The organism is Rufibacter aurantiacus (genome assembly GCF_017916345.1).
GTDB lineage: Bacteria > Bacteroidota > Bacteroidia > Cytophagales > Hymenobacteraceae > Nibribacter > Nibribacter roseolus.
The window spans coordinates 172,213-193,145 of sequence record NZ_JAFMSV010000001.1; the positions used below are offsets into that span (position 1 = coordinate 172,213).

Consider the following 20,933-nt stretch of genomic DNA (forward strand, 5'->3'; position numbering starts at 1 on the left):
CTTAAAATCGGTTGGTCCTACCCGAAAAGTAGGATCAACCGATTTTTGGTATATGAGTCAACAGGTAGGGTTATTTTAAGGCAGTTTTCAGGAAAACGGAGCCAAAACGGTGCCAGTAAGCTTATCCTAGGCAAACCTTGCAGCCATCAACAGAAAACAGGAAGCCAAACTAAATCCTTTATATTTGAGGCACCTCTACACTAGCACTGGCCCTTTTTAACCGCTGCAGCGTACCTCTTCTATGATCAATTACAATCCCAAAGACTGGTTTGTCTTCATTTTCCGCTTCTCCAGATCAGACACCTTCCGGCAGTTGCTGCCGCTTTTATTTGCGGTTGGGGTTTATTCTGGGTTGGTAGCGTACCTGGAGCTAAACTATCTGCAGGAAGAAGCGGCAAACCACCTTAAAAATGTGGGCTTGATGCACAGCGTGCTCGGATTTGTAATTTCCCTTTTGTTGGTGTTCAGGACCAATACGGCGTATGACCGCTGGTGGGAAGGCCGCAAAGTGTGGGGCAGCCTTACCAACTGTTCCCGCAATCTGGCCCTGAAACTGCAAGCCTGCCTCCAGGAGCCGGAAGACAAACTCTTTTTCCGCCAGATGATTCCCAACTTTGCCTTCGCCCTGAAGAACCACCTGCGCGAGAACGAAGACTACCAGGAGCTGGATTCTGTTTTGGACCTGAAAACGGAAAAACACCTCCCAAACCAAATTGCCGGCGCTATCTTTTCAAAAGTAAACGATCTGCACCAAACCGGTACCCTTTCTGCGGGGCAGTTGATGATTCTGGACCAGGAGATCAGGAACCTGACCGATGTAACCGGCGCCAGTGAGCGCATCAAGAACACACCTATCCCCTACACCTACAGCGTCTTCATCAAAAAATTCATTTTCTTCTATGTCATGACACTGCCGTTTGGGTGGGCGTTCAGCATGGGCTATTACGTAATCCCGATGGTGATGCTGGTCTTGTACGCCATGGCTAGCCTGGAATTGATAGCCGAGGAAATTGAAAACCCCTTCGGCACTGATGACAATGATTTGCCGTTGGACCAGATCTGCCACAACATCCGCAAGCACGTAGGCGAACTGCTGGGGTAAACCGTTTAAGACTCGTTTTTCAAAAAAGAGCCCGAAAGCAGGGAAGTACATGAAAAGAAAAAGGAGAGCGGTCAGCTCTCCTTTTAAGTTATATCCTAATCAGGCCTACCCCATTACCTTGGTGGTGGCCCGGTGTCTACGTTTTTGGTCAGGTACCTGGTGAGTAAGCTGCCAATAGCCCCTGAGCCGGCGTATTTGGCCAAGTTATCCAGAACCTCAATCTGTTCCTTGGTCAGCCACTTCCACTCCTCGGCGGCAATGAGGTGGAAACCCCGCACCCCAATACAGATGGCAATGACAATACCTGCTATGATGATGTTTCCCTGAATGGCCCAGTGGATGATGGTTTTGGCCCCTTGCTCCCGCTGGTGCTCCCTTTTACGCCTGTCGCTGGCAAACCATTCATCCTCTTCCTTGGCCTTCCTTAATGCTGCCGGCGGCGGCGGTGATGCCCTGATGGCGGCAAGATCAAGGTTGGAAGACGGACTAGGCTGATTGGGCTGCATGGGGGGCATTCACTAGCTTCTGATAATATTCCTTTATAAGATCGTTGGGGATGATGACATTGTTGCTGTGCTTGCCTTGCGTGTCCCAGACCTGTTTCCAGGGGGTATTGTCCTGGTGGGTCATAGCAGACAAGTCCACGCCCGAAAACTGCCCGTACACCTCCCAGATTTTCTCCAGGAACGGCACCAGGTCGGGATCAGAGAGGGTCACCAGGGCAGACTCATTGGCGTTGCCCGCCGTTACCATCTGCTTGATGGTCTCGCCCCCGTAATCTTTGAAACTGTAATAAATGGAAGGAACCACCGGGCCATATTTCCAGGCCTCCACGGGTTCAGTCAGCAGTGGTTGCCCTGATAGGCCCAGGTACCACCCATGGGCGATGTACACCAGTTTCACCAGCTTCATATTGGTCACGGGTTCGCCGGTGTCAAAAGACTTCTTGATAAAGAAGTTGGCCACTGCCAGAGCATTTTCCATGACTTTCAATTATTTACCTCTATTAAAGTAACGCCCAGCCTGAAAGGAAGGTTGGGCAGTTAACAATACAAAAATATAAAGATAAAGCTGGGAAAACAAAAGTGGCGAGGACCTTTATCCCTTGAAAAGCAGCATGATAACGGGGCACCCCGCTACTGGTAGGCAGGGCACTTTTTAGGCTATAATTAGGACCAAACGAAAAGCCTGAACACGGATTTGCTCAGGCTTTTCAAGGGTATTTTCTGCAAAACGGCTCTAAAATGGAAGCCTCAGATCATAGTCTGGGTATAGAGCTGGCACTTCCAGAGGTCCAGTTCGTCCATAACCAGCTTGGCCATGTATTCCAGGGTGATTTTGTCATCAATGGTGAATTCACGGGGCTCTTTGTCTAAAATACAAACCGCCCCCAGGTTATAGCCATCATAGGTGGTGATGGGCACCGCCGCGTAGAACCTGAGCCCGAATTCTCCGGCTACGAGCGGATTCTTCGCCAGGCATGGCTCCTGAAGGGCATCCCTGAAAATAGTGGCTTCCTGCCGTAAGATGGACAAGGAGCACAGGCTTTGGCCTCTATCTACCTCGTTGGTGTCTTCCATGCCCACGTTGCCCTTAAACCATACCCGGTCCGCATCCACAAAGGATATCAGGGCAATGGGCACCTTAAAGATATGCGCCGCCAGCGCCGCGATATGCTTGAAAGGACCGTCTGTTTCTGTATCTAAAATCTGGTAATCATGCAGTTTCCTCAACCTCTCTGCTTCATTTTGAGGGATAATATCTACCCCAAAAGTATTTGTCATGGCCATGTACACTTGTCTGTTCTTTTCCCACTACTGCTTTAAGATTTCCGTCTTTACGTCCAATTCAAATCAAGGTTAAATGAAATATTAAAGAAAGTATGGGAAAAGTTATAAGTGACTATTTCCCAAGGCTTAGCTTAATATTAAAGTAATCTTGTATTTGCCCATGCAGCACCCAAAAGACCGGTAAACACCCTCCATTAAAGCAGTTCGTCAAGCCGCAATATAAGGGTTTAGAAGGCACAGCAAGAAACATACCCAAACTGATTCGATGACCTGTTTTCCTGCAATCCGAAAGGAAGTTGCTGGAGAACGACTCCCCTTCCTTGCCCTTCTTCCCATTTCAGGCTGCCTTTTTCAAGAACAGGCGCTAAACAGGAAAGCCATTAAAAACGGCTGCTCTCCCTGCATGAAAGTAGTTACTTAAGTCTTGCTCACCTGCTCGCCTTGCAGCACGGCAGAGATCTTGGCGATATCCGTGGAGACCTTCTTGATTAACTCCAGCTGTTCTTTGAGCAGGAGCTCGTCTGAGGAAAGCCCGGACGGTTCCGGCACTTCAGGCTCGGGCAGGTGCACGGTGCTCTCGCAGGCTTTTTCAGCGGGGTCTAAGGTTTGCAGCGCCTCGGAGAGGGAAAACTCTGCCCGCCGCAGGATTTTGAAAAAAACGGTAGGATAGGTTTCCGGTGCCCGGTTCCTTCTGGACGAGAAGATAGTGGCTATGTAAGACGACAGAATATGGTTCAGAACCACAAACTGGAAAATCTCCTGCCGGTGCAGTTGTTTACTGCGGGGTTCATCGGTCATGCGCTGGAACGCCGCCGATAGGTTCGCCGAGTTGACGTACACTTCCTTGCGGGCCAGCTTGTACTGCACCTCGGTGATCTCCTTTCCGGCCAGTCTTTCGGCCAACACCTGTAGGTACCGTAGATTGGCCTGCACCACACTTTTGAGCAATCGGCCCACCTGCTTGGACTCCCAATTAGGAAATATGAAATAAGTAGCCGCAAAGGCGATGGCGCAGCCCACCACGGTATCTACTATGCGTTCCTGCACAATGGTCATGCCCCCGCCGCCCAGAAAACTGAACAGGATGAGCATGAAAGGTGTCATGAGCGTCACACTCAGCATGTAGTTGATCCGCTGCACGCTGTAGAAACCGGTCATGAACACCAGCATAAACGCAAACTGAAGCCGCGTATCCTGCACCAGGTACAAGATCAGCAGCCCCAGCACCCCTCCCGCCACCGTCCCGATGATCCTTTCTTTGTTCCGTTGTTTGGTCAGGCTAAAGGCGGGCTTTATCAGGAAAATCACGGTAAGCAGGACCCAGTAACTATGCTGCCCGTACGGGAAAAACTTGGTCAAAGCATAGGCGAACAGTGCCACCAGCGCCACCCTGAACGAAAACCTGAACACCGATGACCCAAAAGTGAGGTTGTTCAGAAACACTTTGGGGTCAATGGTCTGGTGCGAGATAAAAAGCGAGAACTCTATCTCCCGGGACCTTTTCCTAAGCTCCTCTTTATCCAGGCTAAAGTAAGACCTGATCACCGTGAGCCGTTGGGCAATGGACCTGATGTTCACGAAAATCTTGCGCAAAACAAGGTGGCTGGTTTGGTCTTCCTTCTCGGCCACGGCGTCAATGCCGGTTTTGAGTTGGTCCAGCCTAGAGGTCAGGTCCTGGGTGTTGCGGTGCGGCAGGTTGGCCTGCACGGAAAAGGCAATGTTGTCCAGCTCATCGGCGAGTAGTTCTATGAGTCCCGCAAACTCCGGCAGCAGTCCCGTATGCCCGTATTTCTCTCTGATGGATCCATAATCATAATGGATAGCGGTGACCTGTTCATACAGATCCACGAGGTCTACAAACGCCATGAGCAGCGTGCGGCCGGTATCCGTGGACTCTTTCAGGAGCTGTCGGCTCTTGAACATAAGCTCGCGCAGAGCATCCATCTTGTCACTCACCAGGATCTGCTGCGAGATCAACTGGCGGTAATCGTCCTCCAGATTTGTCTGGGAATGATAGAAAGCGGCTTTCAGCCGAAGGAACTTCGCTACTTCCTTCACGCACTCGCCCAGGGCCTGCTGCGCGGGCCGGTAAGGCATAAACCGGTTAGAGATCAGGCTCAGAAGCATGTACCACACGCCGCCCGCCATCACCAGACCGCTGTAGATAAACACCTGCTCCGGCGTGAGCGGCCGGTCCATGGTCATGACCAGCACAAGCAAGCCTCCCAGCCCAATAAAGGAGGCCCGCATCCCGTACACCAGCAGCATAGAGCAAAGAAAGCTGGACACCAGAATGGCCAAACCCAAGGTAACCACGTGCATGCGGGCGAAGCCAATGGCCAGCGCCATAACTGTGCAGAGGCCAATACTCAGGAGCATGGCGTTGCGCTTGTGCCGCTCGGGTCCCGGCGAATCTGCCAGGCTCACACTGATGGCCCCCAGGGAGATGGTAATACCCGTCTCAAAATGGCCCAATTGCGAGAAAAGTAAGGAAGGCAGCAGCGCCGCCACGGTGGTGCGGATGCCGTCATAGAAGTTCTGGCTGTAGAAAAAAGACTGGAGCTCCCTTACTTTCCTGTTCATTCTTTGCTAATGGGTGAATGCGTGATTGAGTGACTGAATGAATATGACCTAAAATCGAAAGTACTAACTTTCAGTAAAGCAGCAGGGCTTCTCCTAAAATCAGGTTGGCAGCCCTTCAACTCAGCAGCCGTCTCTATATTTGGGCTACTTTTACGGAAACAGCGTAAAAACGTCAGGCGCAACCCAAAGCCTTAACGTAATAGACGCAAGTGGGGATTTGGGTCAAAAGGAGCAGCCAAAGTCCAAGGCATTGACCAACAGGCATCTCAGATTAAGCCTAAAACCATTTCCTGCGTATTATTTTTATTTGTTTGAATCACCTATATCTGTTCCTCTATATTCATTCGTTCTCTCACCCACTCGTTCACTCATTGAATTACCTTTACGGCATGCGTACCTCTTCAGAATTTGATATTGTCATTATTGGGGCCGGCCCTATTGGCCTGACCTGCGGTATTGAGGCCCAGAAAGCCGGTCTCTCTTACGTGATCATTGACAAAGGCGCCCTGGTCAACTCGCTCTACAACTACCCGGTGACCATGACGTTTTTCTCCACCTCAGAGAAACTGGAGATTGGGGGCGTGCCTTTTATCTCTGACAACCCCAAGCCGCGCCGCAACGAGGCCCTGGAATACTACCGCCGCGTCACGCTCAAGTTTAACCTGAACCTGCGGCTGTTTGAGGAAGTGCTGTCGGTGCAGAAGACTGGGGAGCAGTTTGAGGTACAGACCATCAAAGAAACCTACAAGGCCCGCAAAGTCATTGTCTCTACCGGCTTCTATGACTTGCCCGCGCTCATGGACGTGCCCGGTGAGGACCTGCCGCACGTGACGCATTACTACAAAGACCCGCATTACTATGCACTGCAAAAAGTAGTGGTGGTGGGCGCGAGCAATTCCTCCGTGGATGCCGCCCTGGAAACCTACCGCAAAGGCGCCGAGGTCACCATGGTGGTGCGGGGACCGGAGATAGGCCGGCGGGTGAAATACTGGGTCCGCCCCGATGTGGAGAACCGCATCAAGGAGGGCAGCATCAAGGCGCACTTCAACTCCTGCATCACGGCCATACGGTCCGGCGAGGTGGACATCAATACCCCCGATGGGCCTATCACGGTGGAGAACGATTTTGTGCTGGCGCTCACCGGCTACAAACCCAACTTTGAGCTCCTCCGGAAATTTGGCGTAGAACTCTCCCCAGACGACAAACTGTACCCGCAGCACAACACCCAAACCATGGAAACAAACCAGCCAGGGCTCTACCTGGCGGGCGTGGTCTGCGGCGGCATGGACACGCACCTCTGGTTCATTGAAAACTCCCGTGACCACGCCGAGAAAATTGTGCAGCACATACTGGCCCAGGACCAGGTTTCTTAGTCTCTTTCTTTTAAGGGCTGATTTTCTGAAATAGGCCCCCAAACGAAAGCTTCACCGGGACACAGTTTTTTTAAGTCAACCTGTTTCCTTTTTCCTTGGTTCGTTTCCTCGGTTTGCCTCCTTGTTTCCTTGGTCTGTCCCCTGACAGACCAACCCTGTAGATTTCTAAGTCATACTTTTGGTCTGCCAGGGACAGACCGAGGATAGGCCAAGTCTCGGAAAAACGGCCCCGAAACCAAAAGAGGCCTCCTCCAATTCAAAGGACAAGCTTCACCTTGCAAGTGCTGACAGTTTACCTAACACCAGCCAGATGCTTTCCAGCCAGTCAATGGCAATGATTTTTCATAAAGTCAACAGACTAGCACCTCCCTCCTGAACAATCAGAAAATTCCTGAACCGGCCTTGTCTGAAAACATGCAAGCCACTCCTCCAACTCCTCTCCCATTCCTTATAGAAAGCCTCTGTTCCGGGCCTGATTTTGGAAGAACAGGCCCGGAATAGATAATTACCTAAAATCCAATGGCCTTAGGGTATCCCAGAGGTAACTAAAAGATAACACCATATCAATTCATTGATTAACAGGTTGTTATACACAACACATCTCCTTTCCGCTTTCCTCTCTATTGAATAAAACAAACAATGGCTTGTATAAACAGGGTTGACCTGCTTTACTTTGCACACCGAATGAACGTTCAATAGACAGAAAAACACCTTGGAGATTATTGCAGAGAAGAAGAAAGCGATTCTGGAGAGTACGCTGAAATTGATCAAGGAAAACGGCTTCCATGGCACGCCCATGAGCATGGTGGCCAAAAGAGCGGGGGTAGCCGCGGGCACCATCTACCATTACTTTGACAGCAAAGACACCCTCATCATGGACCTGTTTGCCTACACCCAGCAACAGGTGCAGGAAGCCGTGCACAAAGACCTCCGTGAGGGCATGGACCTGAAGGAGAACTTCTTTCTGCGCTGGATCAGCCGCTGCCAGTTCTACATCCAGCACCCCGATGTGCTTTTCTTTATTGAGCAGTTTGTAAGCTCGCCTTACTACCCGCGCTGCCCCGCCGACCAGAATGATCGCATCCAGAACGATATCAAAGAATTTATCCTCCTGGGCCACCAGCATGGTATCCTGCGGGAGGTGGACCATAAACTCATGTCCATCATGATCCACAGCAGCATCATGACCGCCGCCCGGGTCCACCTGGACGGCAGAGTGCAGCTGGGAGACAAGGAGTTCCAGCAACTGGCTCAGATGATCTGGGACAGCATTCGTAAACTATAAATCACCCCCTAATCAGCTTCTAATACATTTATCACCCTCAATTATGAAAAAAACAAAATATCTGGTGCCCCTGCTGCTGAGTTGCCTTCTGGCACCTTTGGCCTTGTGGGCACAGGTGACCCCAGATAGCACCGCTGGCAGGCTATCCCTGCAGCAGTGCGTGGAGTACGCCCTGAAAAACCAGGCCCAGGTACAACAGGCACAGATAGACGAAGAGATTGGCGAGCGCCAGATCAGGGCGCAGTTATCGGGTTGGTTGCCGCAGGTGTCTGCGAACTACGCGCTTACCCACAACATCAAGCGGCAGCAGAGTGTGTTCGGGGACCAGGTTATCACCATCGGGCAGAAATACACCTCCAACATCAACTTCCAGGCAAACCAGACCCTGTACAGCAATGACCTGCTGCTGGCCTCCCGGGCTGCGCGCTTTACTCGCTCAGCGCTGGACCTGAACACGCAGGCCACCAAGATCAATACGGTGGTAGACGTGAGCAAGGCCTTTTACAACATCCTACTGAGTCAGGAACAGCTCCGGATTCTGGAAGAGAACATCCTTCGCCAGGAGAAACAGTACCGCGATGCCCGCGCCCAGTATGAGCAGGGGCTGGTAGACAAGACCGATTACCAGCGCGCTTCCATCACGCTTAACAGCATCAGGGCAGACCGCAAAAGAACCCAGGAGGCCATCAAGTCCAGCACCGCCGTGCTGCAGGAGCTCATGGGTCTGCCGGTGGGTTCTCCCCTCACCTTGGCTTATGATTACAACCAGATGCAGCAGAACATCCTCATGGACACCACCCAGAATGTGACCTTCGCCAACCGGGTAGAGTTCCAGCAGGTGCAAACGCAACGCCAGATCCAGGGCCTGAACACCCGCTACTACCGGTGGGGCTTTCTGCCTACGGCCTCGGCGTTCGTGAATTACAACCCTACGTTCTTCAGCTCCACCTTCTCAGACATCTACAGCCAATCTTACCCCACCTCGGCTTTAGGGCTGCAGATAGGCATCCCTATTTTCCAGGGGGGCCGCAGACTGCAGAACGTGCGCATCTCTGAACTCCAGGAAGAAAGCCTGAACGTGGAACTGCAGAATATCCAGCGCCGCATAAACACCGAGTACCAGACTGCCCTGGCTAACTACAAGAGCGATTACAATGACTGGCTGACCCTGCAAAGCAACGTGCAGCTGGCCGAGGATGTCTACAACGTGATCAAGCTCCAGTACAACGAGGGCATTAAAACCTACCTGGACCTGATTGTGGCCGAGACCGACCTCAGAACCGCCCAGCTCAATTATTACAATGCCCTGTACAACGTGCTGTCCAGCAAACTGGATGTGCAGCGCGCCCTGGGCACTATTGCAGTTAACTAACCGAGAGAAAAACCATAGTATCATGAAGATAAATCTATCCACCTTGACGGCGCTCACTTTGTCTGGCGCGTTTTTGATTTCCTGTGGCAAAAAGGAAGCCGCCCCTGCCGGCCCTATGATGGGCGGTCCGGTTCCCGTGAACACCATTACCGTTGCTGAAGAAAATGTGGTAGGCACAGACACTTACCCCGGTACCGTGGTGCCGCTCAGCGAAGTGGAATTGCGCCCCCAGGTAAGCGGTTATATTTCCCAGATTTTTGTAAAAGACGGTCAGCGGGTAACCAAAGGCCAGCGGCTGTACGAGATTGACCGCACCAAGTACCAGGCAGCTTACCGCCAGGCGCAGGCCAACGTGCGTAGCGCCCAGGCCAACCTCAACCGGGTACAGAAAGACCTGGAACGCTATGAGAACCTGGCCAAGCAGGACGCCATTGCCCGCCAGCGCGTAGATTACGCCCGCGCCGATGTGGAAACCGCCCGTTCCCAGGTGGCCGTAGCCCGCGCCCAGGTGGCCAGTGCTGCCACAGATTTGGGTTACTCCTTAATCAACGCACCTTTCAGCGGTACCATCGGGATCTCTCAGGTGCGCGTGGGTTCGCAGGTGAGCCCGGGCCAGACGCTCCTGAACACCATTTCCTCAGACGGACCTACCGGCGTGGACTTTGTGATCAATGAGCAGGAACTTCCCCGTTTCAATCGCCTCAAGCAGGGCAACCAGCCAGATTCCCTTTTTACGCTGACCCTTGCCGATGGCTCCAGATACCCGCACACCGGTAAATTAACGGCCATTGACCGCGCTATCGGCACGCAGACCGGTACCATCACCGTGCGCGTGAGTTTCCCTAACCCAGACCGCCAGCTGGTTTCCGGAATGACCGTGACCCTGAACGTGCTGAACCAGGACATAGGAAACCAGATCACCCTTCCGTTCAAAGCCGTGACCGAGCAGTTGGGCGAGTTCTACGTGTACAAAGTGCAGGGCGATTCTGTGCAGCAGCAGAACATCAAGCTAGGCACCCGCTTCCAGGACAAAATAGTGGCCCGTGAAGGCCTCAAATCCGGCGATGTGATTGTGGTGGAGGGTATCCAGAAACTGCGCCAGGGCGCCAAAATCCAGGTAGGTGCGCCGCAACCGGCCACCGGAGCCCCAGTTGGTGCCAGATAATAATATTTAAAATATAGTTTTTTCAGAAAGAGTATGATATCTGAAGTATTTATAAGACGGCCCATCACCGCCATCGTGATCTCCATTGTGATCGTGTTGGTAGGAACGCTGGCCATGATGAACCTGCCCGTTACCCAGTACCCGGACATCTCCCCGCCCACGGTATCGGTTTCGGCGAACTACACCGGTGCCGATGCGCAGACGGTGGAGCAGACGGTGGCCACACCCATAGAAACCCAAATCAACGGTACCCCGGGCATGGCTTATCTGACCTCCACCAACACCAGTACCGGGCAGATGAACATGAGCGTGATCTTTGAGGTAGGCACTGACATTGACATCGCTACCCTGGATGTGCAGAACCGCGCTAGCGTGGCTGAGCCCAGCCTCCCAGAAGAAGTGCGTCGTTTGGGTGTGACCGTTAGAAAGCGAAACCCCAGTATTCTGATGGTGGTGGGGATCTACTCCCCTAACAAAACCCACGACATCCAGTACCTGGACAACTACACCAACATCTACGTGAAGGATGCCTTGCTGCGGGTGAAGGGTGTGGGTGACGTGACTTCCATTGGACAGGACTTCAGTATGCGCCTGTGGCTGCAGCCAGATAAAATGGCGCAGTACAACCTGAGCGCAAACCAGATTGTAACGGCCATCCAGGAGCAGAACTTGCAGGTAGCCGCTGGTACCGTGGGCGGCAGGCCGCAGTACAACACCCAGGCTTTCCAGTATCCTATCACTGTAAGCGGACGTCTGGCAACCCAGGAGGAGTTCGGAAACGTGATCATCCGCACGAACCCCGAGGACGGCTCGCTGGTGTATTTGAAAGATGTGGCGCGTATTGAATTCGGTCAGTTTGACTACGGCCGCCAGGCTACCATCAACAGCAACCCGTCTGGGATCATGCTGATTTACCAGGCGCCGGGTTCTAACGCGGTGGAGACCGCCGAGGGCATCTACGCGGCCCTCACTGAAATGAAAAAGACCTTCCCCGCCGACGTGGATTACATTGTCTCTTTTGAGTCAGTGTCTGTGGTGGAGGTGTCTATCAATGAGGTGGTGCATACGCTGTTGGAGGCCCTGGTGCTCGTGATCATTGTGGTATTCCTGTTCCTGCAGAGCTGGCGCGCCACGCTGGTACCAATCCTGGCTATTCCGGTGTCCATCATCGGGACGTTCATCTTCTTTATCCCGCTGGGCTTCACCATTAACACCTTGACCTTGTTCGGATTCGTGCTGGCCATTGGTATTGTGGTGGATGACGCCATTGTGGTGGTAGAGGCCGTGCAGCACTACATTGACCATGAGCGGCTGTCGCCAAGGGAGGCTACCCGCCGCGCCATGAAAGACATCACCGCGCCGGTAATCGCCATTGCCTTGATCCTGGCGGCGGTTTTCATCCCAGTGGGCTTTATCCCCGGCATCGTGGGCCGTCTGTACCAACAGTTCGCTATCACCATCGCTATCTCGGTGTTGATCTCGGCGTTTGTGGCCTTGACGCTGACCCCGGCGCTTTGCTCGCTCATGCTGCGCCCTATGAACGTGAGCCGCGAGTCAAGAGGTCTGAACAAGTTCTTTTACCGGTTCAACAACTGGTTTGCCAGAACCACCGAGTCTTACTCGGGCGGCGTGCGCCGAAGCATCAAGGCAGCGCCTTTGGCTTTGATTCTGCTGGTCTGCTTGTATGTGGGTACCGTAGGCTTGTTCGCGAATAAACCAACCGGCTTTATCCCTACCGAGGATGAAGGACGTCTGTTTATCTCCGTTGAGTTACCGGAGGGTTCCTCTGCGAACCGCACCCAGGCGATTCTTGAGAGAATGGCCGTGATCCTGCGCGATGTACCGGCCATTAAGAACTCCACCTCTATCTCCGGTCTGAATGCCATCAACTTCTCGTTCAAATCAAACAGTGGTACGTTCTTTATCCAGATGCACCCCTGGGAGAAAAGACAGGAGGAGTCTATGCGCTTGCAAGGGGTAATGGCCGATCTGAACAAACGTTTCAGCGCCATTAAAGAAGCCAACATCATTGTGGTGGCGCCGCCGGCTATTCCAGGTCTGGGTCAGTCGGGTGGTTTCAGCTTCATGCTGGAGCAGCGCACCGCCGGCGACATCAAGGAGATGGAGCGTGTGATGGGTCAGTTCCTGGGCGCCGCGAACCAACGTCCCGAAATTGCCATGGCCTACAGCTTCTTCAACACCCGCACCCCTGGTTACCACGTGGATGTGGACCGCGAAAAAGTGAAGAAACTGGGCATCAACCTCACCGATGTTTTCGCGACGATGTCTTCTTACATGGGTAGCCGCTACATCAACGACTTCACCCGCTACGGCCGAAACTATCGCGTAGTAGCCCAGGCAGACACCGCCTACCGCATGGACATCCAGAACATGAACCAGTTCTACGTGCTCAACCGCCAGGGAGAATCAGTGCCACTGAGTGCCCTCATTACCACCAAGGTGGAAGAGAATCCGGCGGTGATCTCGCACTATAACCTGTTCCGGTCAGTGGAGATCTCTGGTAGCGCCAAACCCGGTTACAGTAGCGGTCAGGCTTTGCAGGCCCTGGAAGAAGTGGCCGCGCAAACCCTGCCAGCCGGTTACGGTTACGACTTCTCGGGCCTGAGCCGCGAGGAGTTAGCGGCAGGTAACAATACCGTCTACATTTTCGCGCTGTCTATTGTGCTGGTGTTGCTCTTGCTGGCCGCCCTGTATGAAAGCTGGTCAGTTCCGTTCTCTATCTTGTTTGCCATCCCGCTCGGGATGTTCGGGGCGATCCTGGCCCTTACCTTTTTGCCTAAACTGGACAACAACGTGTACGCCCAGATCGGGATGATCACCCTCATCGGTCTGGCCGCCAAAAACGCCATCCTGATTGTGGAGTTCGCCAAAGAGCGGGTAGACAAAGGCATGGAACTGATTGAGGCGACTATTGAAGCGGTAAGGCTGCGTCTGCGCCCTATCATCATGACCTCCCTGGCCTTTATCCTGGGGGTGGTGCCGCTGGTACTGGCTTCCGGTGCGGGCGCGGTATCTAGACAGACTATTGGTTGGGTGGTAATTGGCGGTATGCTGGCGGCTACGTTCCTGGCCATCTTCATTGTGCCGGTGCTGTACGTGGTGATCACGCGTCTGGCTTACGGTAAAAAAGGCCTGGCTGCACTGCGCGAAAGATACCGCGATGTTGACTTTGACCACCACTAGGTTATATAAACTATAAACCAAAAAGCCCCGGCTCCTGAGGCCGGGGCTTTTTACTAAACACACGCATGCTGTTTATGAGCCAATTTTCGCAAAACGCCCCTAAAACCGCTTTTACCCTTTCCTCCGCCATTGGCCTGTACCAACTGGTGGGAGGTCTGCTGGGCCTGGGCTTGTTCCTGAAGTTGATTCCGGCTTTGGAGAATCCTTCTGCCACCACTTGGCTGGGCATTCTGCTGGCGGCCCTGCTCTACGGCTTCTCTATCTGGTGCGGCTTTTCGCTTTTGAAGAAAACCCGCTCCGCCTACACCTTGTCTATGGTGAACCAGATTCTGCAGGCGTTCAGCTTCGGGATGAGTGGCGTGGCTTACAATTACGTGGCAGGTCTCAAGGTGGGCGTAGGCATTGATTTCCTGGCTAGTTGGGTATTCAAGCTCCGGTTCTCTTTATCATCCTTCAACTTCAGCTTCGGAACTCACGCGGGCATTTCCTTCGTGTCGGTGAATCTGTTGGCCTTGCTGCTGCTTTACCTGCTGGAACGTACCAAAGACGAGGCGAAAGGAACACTCCGGTAAGGCTATTTCATTCTCATGTGGCAACCAGACAGGTAATCGGCTGATTTCACCTCCAGTCGCTTCCTTCTTTTCACGCCTGGTTTTCTGTTTTAAGCTTGTTTTCCCAAAAACAGGCACAAAGCAGAAAGTCAGGCTTTTACCGTTTTAAGCCCAGTTTTTAAATTTCAGGCCGATTTCACAAGGGATTAATTATCAAATACTTAAAAATTTATTTATTCCTCTATTTCTATTTTCATAATGAAAGCCCAATCAGCTACAATTATTTTAAAATATTTAAACCAAACAAAACATTAACTTACTAATTCATTAATACTAACACTTGTTTGTTAATTATTCTTCAAAATACAGCTTGATTCTTTAGAAAATACCCCATAAATTACTGATTCACCCTTACCCGAACAAGACAAACAAAGGAATGAATCAGGCCGATGAACTTAATAGAGGGTTATATACCCCCGAGCTAGAGCACGATGCTTGCGGTGTTGGATGTGTAGTCAATTTAGACGGCCATAAATCACATGCTACGGTTAAAGACGCCCTCACCATGCTCAAAAACATGGAGCACCGTGGCGCCACCGGCAGCGACCCCGAGACCGGCGACGGTGCCGGTATCTTAGTGCAATTGCCCCACGAGTTCTTCAAGAAAGAACTGGCCGAGTTTGCCATCACCTTGCCGCCTGAGGGAAGCTACGGCGTAGGCATGGTCTTTTTCCCCATCGTTTACGAGGTACGGGAAAAATCTCGCAAGATTCTGAACAACTGCCTGCGCAAGCTGGGTCTCAGCCTTATTGGCTACCGCCTGGTGCCGGTCAACAGCCAGGTGCCCGGGCACGGCGCTAAAGCCGTGGAGCCGTATATTGAGCAGGTGTTTGTGCAGCCGGTAGACCCTACCATCAAAGGTGAGGATCTGGAGCGCAAGCTGTTTGTGCTGCGCAACCTCATCAGCAATGAAACCCGCAAAAACGTGCGCGGCGAGAACGGTACATTCTACATCGCCAGTTTCTCTTCCCGTACCATCATCTACAAAGGCCAGCTCAAAACCGATCAGCTGGAGCGTTACTACCATGACCTGCGCCATCCAGATTTCAAATCTGCGATAGCGGTGGTGCACTCCCGTTTCTCCACTAACACCTTCCCCAACTGGCGGCTGGCCCAGCCGTTCCGCTTTATTGCGCACAACGGCGAGATCAACACCATCCGGGGGAACGTGAACAAAATGAAGTCCAAGGAGGCGCTCATGTCTTCTCCCCTTTTCACCGAGGAAGAGATGCAGTGGCTCTTGCCCGTGACCAACCCAGAGGACTCTGACTCTGCCAACCTGGATGCCTTGGTGGAACTGCTCACGCTGTCCGGACGGCCCTTGCCGCACGTGATGATGATGCTGGTGCCCGAGGCTTGGCAGAACAATCCGCACATGGACACCTATAAAAAGGCGTTTTATAAATTCCACGCCTCTCTGATGGAGCCCTGGGACGGCCCTGCCGCCCTGTTCTTCACCGATGGTACCCAGATTGGCGCCACTTTAGACCGGAATGGCCTGCGCCCGGTGCGCTACTGCCTCACCAAGCAAGGCCGCCTGATCATGGCCTCAGAGACGGGTGCCTTGCCGGTAGACCCCAAAGACGTGATCAAACGCGGCCGCCTGCAGCCCGGCAAAATGCTCTTAGCTGATATTTCCCAGAACCGCGTGATTGAGGATGAGGAGATCAAACAGCTGGTCTGCAATGACAAGCCGTATTTTGACTGGATTCAGAAAAACCGCATCAAACTGAGACTGCGCCCAGAGCCCGCGGTGCTCCTGGAGCCCTGCACACCCGAGGAGCTGCGCCAACGCCAGAAAGCCTACGGTTACACCCGCGAGGACCTGAAAATGGTGGTGGAGCCCATGGCAGCCACGGCCTATGAGCCTGTGGGCAGCATGGGCTCGGACACGCCCTTGGCCGTACTCTCGCACCAAAGCCAACACGTATCCAACTACTTCAAGCAGTTCTTCGCGCAGGTGAGCAACCCACCTATTGACTCCATCCGGGAGCGATTGGTCATGTCTTTGTTCACGCGCGTGGGTGAGTCTTTGAATATCCTGGATGAGTCTGAGGCGCATACCCGCCAGATCCATATCTCGCAGCCGGTCATGGACCCGGTGGAGTTCCAGAAGCTGGTATTCCTGAAAGAGGAAGGCTTTGAGCACGAGACCCTGGACGCTACTTTCTCCACCCGCGAGACTGGCAACCTGCAACGTGAGATAGACCGCATCTGCGCCGAGGCTGAGGCTGCCGTGCGTGCCGGCAAGAAAATCCTGATCATCTCTAACCGCAACATCCAGGCGCAGCGGGCGGCTATTCCGTCTTTGCTGGCCGTAGGCGCGGTGCACCACCACTTAATTGAGAAACGCCTCCGTACCAAGGCGGGGCTGGTGGTTGAAGCCGGCGATGCCTGGGAAACCCACCACTTCGCTACCATCATCGGGTACGGGGCCAGCGCGGTGTATCCGTTCCTGGTGTATGACACCATCAAGGGTCTGCATGATCAGCAGAAACTCGACAACAAGCATCCGTACACCCATTATTTCCAGAACTTCATCTACGCGGTAGACAATGGCCTGCTCAAGATCCTATCCAAAATGGGCATCAGCACGCTGCAGTCTTACCAGAGCTCCCAGATATTTGAGATTCTGGGGCTGAGCCAGGAAGTGATTGCGAAATGCTTTAAAGGCACTACCAACCGCCTGGAAGGCCTCAACTTTGAGGACCTGGAGCGCGAGGCTTTGACCAAGCACCAATCGGCGTACCCAGACCATGAGAACCTACTGGAATCCGGTGGGTACTACCAGTGGCGCCGCGATGGCGAAGAGCATTTGCTCACGCCCAAGGTGATTCACCTGCTGCAGAAGTCCACCCGCTTGAACGACTACTTATTATATAAAGAGTATTCCAAGTCCATAAGGGAGCACCAGCAGGAAACCGCTATCACGCTGCGCAACCTGTTTGAGTTCCGGAAGCGGCAGTCGGTGCCTCTGGATGAGGTGGAGCCTGTTTCCTGCATCCTCAAGCGGTTCGCCACGGGTGCTATGTCATTTGGCTCTATTTCCTACGAGGCGCACAGCACGCTGGCCATTGCCATGAACCGCATAGGCGGCAAAAGCAACAGCGGCGAGGGCGGCGAGGACGAGGCCCGCTTCATCCGGAAGCCTAACGGTGATTCTGAGATTTCACGCGTAAAACAGGTGGCCTCCGGCCGATTCGGTGTCACCAGCCACTACCTGGCGAACGCCGACGAAATTCAGATCAAGATTGCCCAGGGTGCCAAACCCGGCGAGGGCGGTCAGCTGCCCGGCCACAAAGTAGACCACTGGATCGCCCGCGTGCGCTGTTCTACGCCTGGCGTAGGTTTGATCTCGCCGCCGCCGCACCATGACATCTACTCCATCGAGGACCTTAAGCAACTGATCTTCGACCTGAAGAATGCCAACCCCAGAGCGCGCATCAACGTGAAGCTGGTGGCCGAGGCCGGCGTAGGCACCATCGCCTCAGGCGTGGCCAAAGCCAAAGCCGATGCCATCATGATCTCCGGCGCTGACGGCGGTACCGGGGCCAGTCCGCTGAGCTCTATCCGCCACACCGGTCTGCCCTGGGAAATCGGGCTGGCCGAGGCGCACCAGACGCTGATTAAAAACAATCTGCGCAGCCGCGTAGTGTTGCAAACCGATGGCAAGATCCTGACCGGCTATGACCTGGCCGTGGCCACTTTGCTGGGCGCCGAGGAATATGGGGTAGCCACCGCTGCGCTTATCACCGAAGGTTGTATCATGATGCGCAAGTGCCACCTGAACACCTGCCCGGTTGGTATTGCTACCCAGAACCCAGACCTGCGTGCGCTGTTCACCGGCGACCCTGACCACGTGGTGAACCTGTTCACTTTCATGGCCATGGAGTTGCGGCAGATTATGGCCTCCCTGGGCTTTAGAACCATCAACGAGATGGTGGGCCAGTCACAGGTGCTCAAAATCAGAACCGACCTGAACCACTGGAAACTCAAGAACCTGGACCTCTCTCCTATCTTCCACCAGGAGTACGCGCCCAGAAACGTAGGTACCTACAAACAGATTGAGCAGGACCACGAGATTGGCAAAGTACTGGACAAGAAACTCATCCGGGACCTGAAAAAAGGCAACACCGAGGTGGAGTACCGCATCAACAACGTGGACCGCTCCGTGGGCACCATGCTGTCTTATGAGATCTCCAGAAACTTCGGGAAACACGGCTTGCCGGAGGATTCCTTCAAAGGCACGTTCTACGGTTCGGCTGGGCAAAGCCTGGGTGCGTTCCTGGCCCCGGGTATCACCTTCAAGCTGTACGGTGAGGCCAATGACTACCTGGGCAAAGGCCTTTCGGGCGGGAAACTGATTCTGCAGCCCTTCAAGGAAAGCCAGTACCTGGCGCATGAGCACATCATCACGGGCAACGTGGCGCTGTACGGCGCTACCGCCGGAAAGGTATACATCAACGGCCTGGCGGGTGAGCGTTTCTGCGTGCGGAACTCGGGAGCCGAGGCCGTGGTGGAAGGCATAGGCGACCATGGTTGCGAGTACATGACTGGCGGGAAAGTGCTGGTGCTGGGTGAGATCGGGAAGAACTTCGCAGCGGGTATGAGCGGTGGCATGGCGTACATCTACGCTCCAGATCCCAACCATGTAGACCAATTGAACCTGGACATGGTAGGCATGGAAGAACCAGACGCCGATGACCTGCTCTGGATTGCGGAGAAACTGCAAGAGCACGTGGCCTATACCGGCAGCGTTCTGGCCCGCGAGTTCCTGGAGAACTGGGAAATCCACCGCGACCACTTCCGGAAAGTAATGCCGCACGACCTGAAGAAGGCCCTGCAATTAAAAGATAAAGAAACTGAAAGAATATTGGCGTAATGGGAATAGCAGACGGATTCTTGAAATACAACCGCGAGGTGCCGGGTACCCGCGACCCTAAGGTTCGGGTAAACGACTCCAACGAGATTTACCTTCCTTTTCCGGAAGAAAAGACCAAACAACAGGCCTCCCGCTGCATGGATTGCGGCATCCCTTTCTGTCACAACGGCTGTCCGCTGGGCAACCTGATCCCGGATTTCAACGATGCGGTGTCTGAGGGCGATTGGGAACGGGCCGTGCGCGTGCTTTATAGCACAAACAACTTCCCGGAGTTCACCGGCCGCATCTGTCCCGCCCCGTGCGAGAGCAGTTGTGTGCTGGCCATCAACAAACCGGCCGTAGCCATTGAGCACATTGAGAAATCCATAGCCGAGAAGTCCTTTGAACTGGGTCTGGTGAAACCTCAGCCGCCGTTGCACAGAACCGGCAAAAAGGTTGCCGTGGTAGGTTCAGGCCCGGCCGGATTAGCGGCTGCTGCCCAGTTGAACAAAGCGGGGCACAAGGTCACCGTGTTTGAGAAAGACGAGAAAGCCGGAGGCCTGCTGCGCTACGGTATCCCCGATTTCAAGCTGGAGAAGTGGACCATTGACCGCCGCCTGGCCATTCTGGAAGCAGAAGGCATCAAGTTCAAGTACAACCGCAAAATAGGCCAGGACACTACGCTCAAAAAGCTGTACCGAAAATACGATGCCGTTTTGCTTTGCATCGGTTCTACGAAACCGCGGGCCATTGCCATCCCGGGCAATCACCTCAAAGGCATCCATTTTGCGATGGATTACCTGGGCTTGCAGAACCGCCGGGTTGACGGTGCGCAGATCGCGCCTGAGCAGGACATCAACGCCTTCGGGAAGCACGTGCTGGTAATCGGCGGCGGCGATACCGGTTCTGACTGCGTGGGTACGGCCAACCGGCATTTCGCGAAATCGGTGACGCAATTGCAGTACCGCTACATGCCGTCTACGGAACGCCATCCTACCAATCCTTGGCCCGAAGTAGCCGTGACTCTTTCCTCCTCATCTTCCCATGAAGAAGGCTGCGAACGCAGTTGGGGCTGGCTGAACAAGGAGTTCATCGCCGATGAAAACGGACACGTGAAAGGCCTGCGCGTAGTGGAGCTGGAATGGAAAAACCAGTCTGAGTACACCGAAAAGCCCAACAGCGAACGCATTCTGCCCTGCGACCTGGCGTTGATCGCCATTGGGTACGAGCGTCCGGAGCACGATGCGTTTACCTCCAACTTCAAGTTTGAGCTGGACCGCCGTGGCAACTTCAAACTGAACGACTGGCAAACGAACGTACCAGGCATTTTCTCGGCCGGTGACGCCTGCCGCGGACAGTCGCTGGTGGTCTGGGCCATCTCAGACGGCCGCGAAGCCGCCCGCGCCATTGACGTCTACCTGATGGGTTCTTCAGAACTGCCTTCTAAGGAGCTTTCCAAGTACCAGCTGTTTTAAGGAGTAGCACGTACCATGATTTTAATTAGAGCCCCGTTCTTACCTGCTTGGTGAGGCGGGGTTTTTCCGTTTAGGGTCTGTTTTCTAAAAAAGTCCTTGGTTTGCAGCATTT

13 protein-coding genes are annotated in these 20,933 nt (G+C 53.7%); 9 read left to right on the forward strand and 4 right to left on the reverse strand.

The features are described from left to right. Positions 1-241: 241 nt before the first annotated feature. Positions 242-1,102 (forward strand): bestrophin family protein, encoded by an 861-nt coding sequence (locus J3P34_RS00695; protein ID WP_210485984.1) that lies wholly within the window; start codon positions 242-244, stop codon positions 1,100-1,102. Between the two features lie 113 nt (positions 1,103-1,215). On the opposite strand, the gene J3P34_RS00700 is transcribed toward J3P34_RS00695, so the two are convergent. The 4 genes from J3P34_RS00700 to J3P34_RS00715 form a co-directional block, all read right to left on the reverse strand. Next, positions 1,216-1,608, reverse strand: a complete 393-nt coding sequence (locus tag J3P34_RS00700) for a hypothetical protein (protein WP_210485986.1) — start codon at positions 1,606-1,608, stop codon at positions 1,216-1,218. Further along, positions 1,589-2,086, reverse strand: coding sequence for a Panacea domain-containing protein (locus tag J3P34_RS00705; RefSeq protein WP_210465791.1), 498 nt, complete (start codon positions 2,084-2,086; stop codon positions 1,589-1,591). Before J3P34_RS00705 ends, J3P34_RS00700 begins: the two co-directional genes overlap by 20 nt. Positions 2,087-2,355: 269 nt before the next feature. Further along, the gene (locus J3P34_RS00710; RefSeq protein WP_210485987.1) at positions 2,356-2,886 is read right to left on the reverse strand and encodes a GAF domain-containing protein; all 531 of its coding nucleotides are present in this window, start codon (positions 2,884-2,886) and stop codon (positions 2,356-2,358) included. 423 nt (positions 2,887-3,309) lie between these two features. Continuing rightward, complete coding sequence (locus J3P34_RS00715) at positions 3,310-5,475, reverse strand: FUSC family membrane protein (RefSeq protein ID WP_210485988.1); 2,166 nt, start codon at positions 5,473-5,475, stop codon at positions 3,310-3,312. Positions 5,476-5,864: 389 nt separating this feature from the next. Between J3P34_RS00715 and J3P34_RS00720 the strand changes: the two genes are divergently transcribed. From J3P34_RS00720 to J3P34_RS00755, 8 genes are all read left to right on the forward strand, one after another. Next, complete coding sequence (locus J3P34_RS00720; RefSeq protein ID WP_210485990.1) at positions 5,865-6,848, forward strand: YpdA family putative bacillithiol disulfide reductase; 984 nt, start codon at positions 5,865-5,867, stop codon at positions 6,846-6,848. Positions 6,849-7,560: 712 nt separating this feature from the next. Then, a complete protein-coding gene (locus tag J3P34_RS00725) occupies positions 7,561-8,133 on the forward strand; it encodes a TetR/AcrR family transcriptional regulator (protein ID WP_210465795.1) in 573 nt (190 codons plus the stop codon). 43 nt (positions 8,134-8,176) lie between these two features. Further along, positions 8,177-9,505 carry a TolC family protein gene (locus J3P34_RS00730; RefSeq protein ID WP_210465796.1) on the forward strand — a complete coding sequence of 443 codons (1,329 nt, stop codon included), beginning with the start codon at positions 8,177-8,179 and terminating at the stop codon, positions 9,503-9,505. A gap of 22 nt (positions 9,506-9,527) precedes the next feature. Next, on the forward strand, positions 9,528-10,670 hold the full coding sequence (locus J3P34_RS00735) for an efflux RND transporter periplasmic adaptor subunit (protein ID WP_210485993.1): 1,143 nt from the start codon (positions 9,528-9,530) through the stop codon (positions 10,668-10,670). A 33-nt stretch (positions 10,671-10,703) separates the two neighbouring features. Next, entirely contained in the window at positions 10,704-13,874 is a 3,171-nt protein-coding gene (locus J3P34_RS00740) for an efflux RND transporter permease subunit (protein WP_210485995.1), read from the forward strand. A gap of 74 nt (positions 13,875-13,948) precedes the next feature. After that, positions 13,949-14,446 (forward strand): hypothetical protein, encoded by a 498-nt coding sequence (locus J3P34_RS00745; protein ID WP_210485997.1) that lies wholly within the window; start codon positions 13,949-13,951, stop codon positions 14,444-14,446. Positions 14,447-14,861: 415 nt separating this feature from the next. Further along, positions 14,862-19,367 (forward strand): glutamate synthase large subunit, encoded by a 4,506-nt coding sequence (gltB, locus tag J3P34_RS00750; protein WP_210485999.1) that lies wholly within the window; start codon positions 14,862-14,864, stop codon positions 19,365-19,367. After that, complete coding sequence (locus J3P34_RS00755; RefSeq protein WP_210486000.1) at positions 19,367-20,821, forward strand: glutamate synthase subunit beta; 1,455 nt, start codon at positions 19,367-19,369, stop codon at positions 20,819-20,821. Before gltB ends, J3P34_RS00755 begins: the two co-directional genes overlap by 1 nt. Positions 20,822-20,933 lie beyond the last annotated feature (112 nt).

Bases quoted from the DNA above. Each gene is read 5' to 3' on its own strand.
- J3P34_RS00745 (WP_210485997.1), top strand. From the start codon at position 13,949: ATGAGCCAATTTTCGCAAAACGCCCCTAAAACCGCTTTTACCCTTTCC.
- gltB (WP_210485999.1), top strand. From the start codon at position 14,862: ATGAATCAGGCCGATGAACTTAATAGAGGGTTATATACCCCCGAGCTA.
- J3P34_RS00715 (WP_210485988.1), bottom strand. From the start codon at position 5,475: ATGAACAGGAAAGTAAGGGAGCTCCAGTCTTTTTTCTACAGCCAGAAC.
- J3P34_RS00695 (WP_210485984.1), top strand. From the start codon at position 242: ATGATCAATTACAATCCCAAAGACTGGTTTGTCTTCATTTTCCGCTTC.
- J3P34_RS00700 (WP_210485986.1), bottom strand. From the start codon at position 1,608: ATGCAGCCCAATCAGCCTAGTCCGTCTTCCAACCTTGATCTTGCCGCC.
- J3P34_RS00740 (WP_210485995.1), top strand. From the start codon at position 10,704: ATGATATCTGAAGTATTTATAAGACGGCCCATCACCGCCATCGTGATC.
- J3P34_RS00755 (WP_210486000.1), top strand. From the start codon at position 19,367: ATGGGAATAGCAGACGGATTCTTGAAATACAACCGCGAGGTGCCGGGT.
- J3P34_RS00710 (WP_210485987.1), bottom strand. From the start codon at position 2,886: ATGACAAATACTTTTGGGGTAGATATTATCCCTCAAAATGAAGCAGAG.
- J3P34_RS00730 (WP_210465796.1), top strand. From the start codon at position 8,177: ATGAAAAAAACAAAATATCTGGTGCCCCTGCTGCTGAGTTGCCTTCTG.
- J3P34_RS00720 (WP_210485990.1), top strand. From the start codon at position 5,865: ATGCGTACCTCTTCAGAATTTGATATTGTCATTATTGGGGCCGGCCCT.
- J3P34_RS00735 (WP_210485993.1), top strand. From the start codon at position 9,528: ATGAAGATAAATCTATCCACCTTGACGGCGCTCACTTTGTCTGGCGCG.
- J3P34_RS00705 (WP_210465791.1), bottom strand. From the start codon at position 2,086: ATGGAAAATGCTCTGGCAGTGGCCAACTTCTTTATCAAGAAGTCTTTT.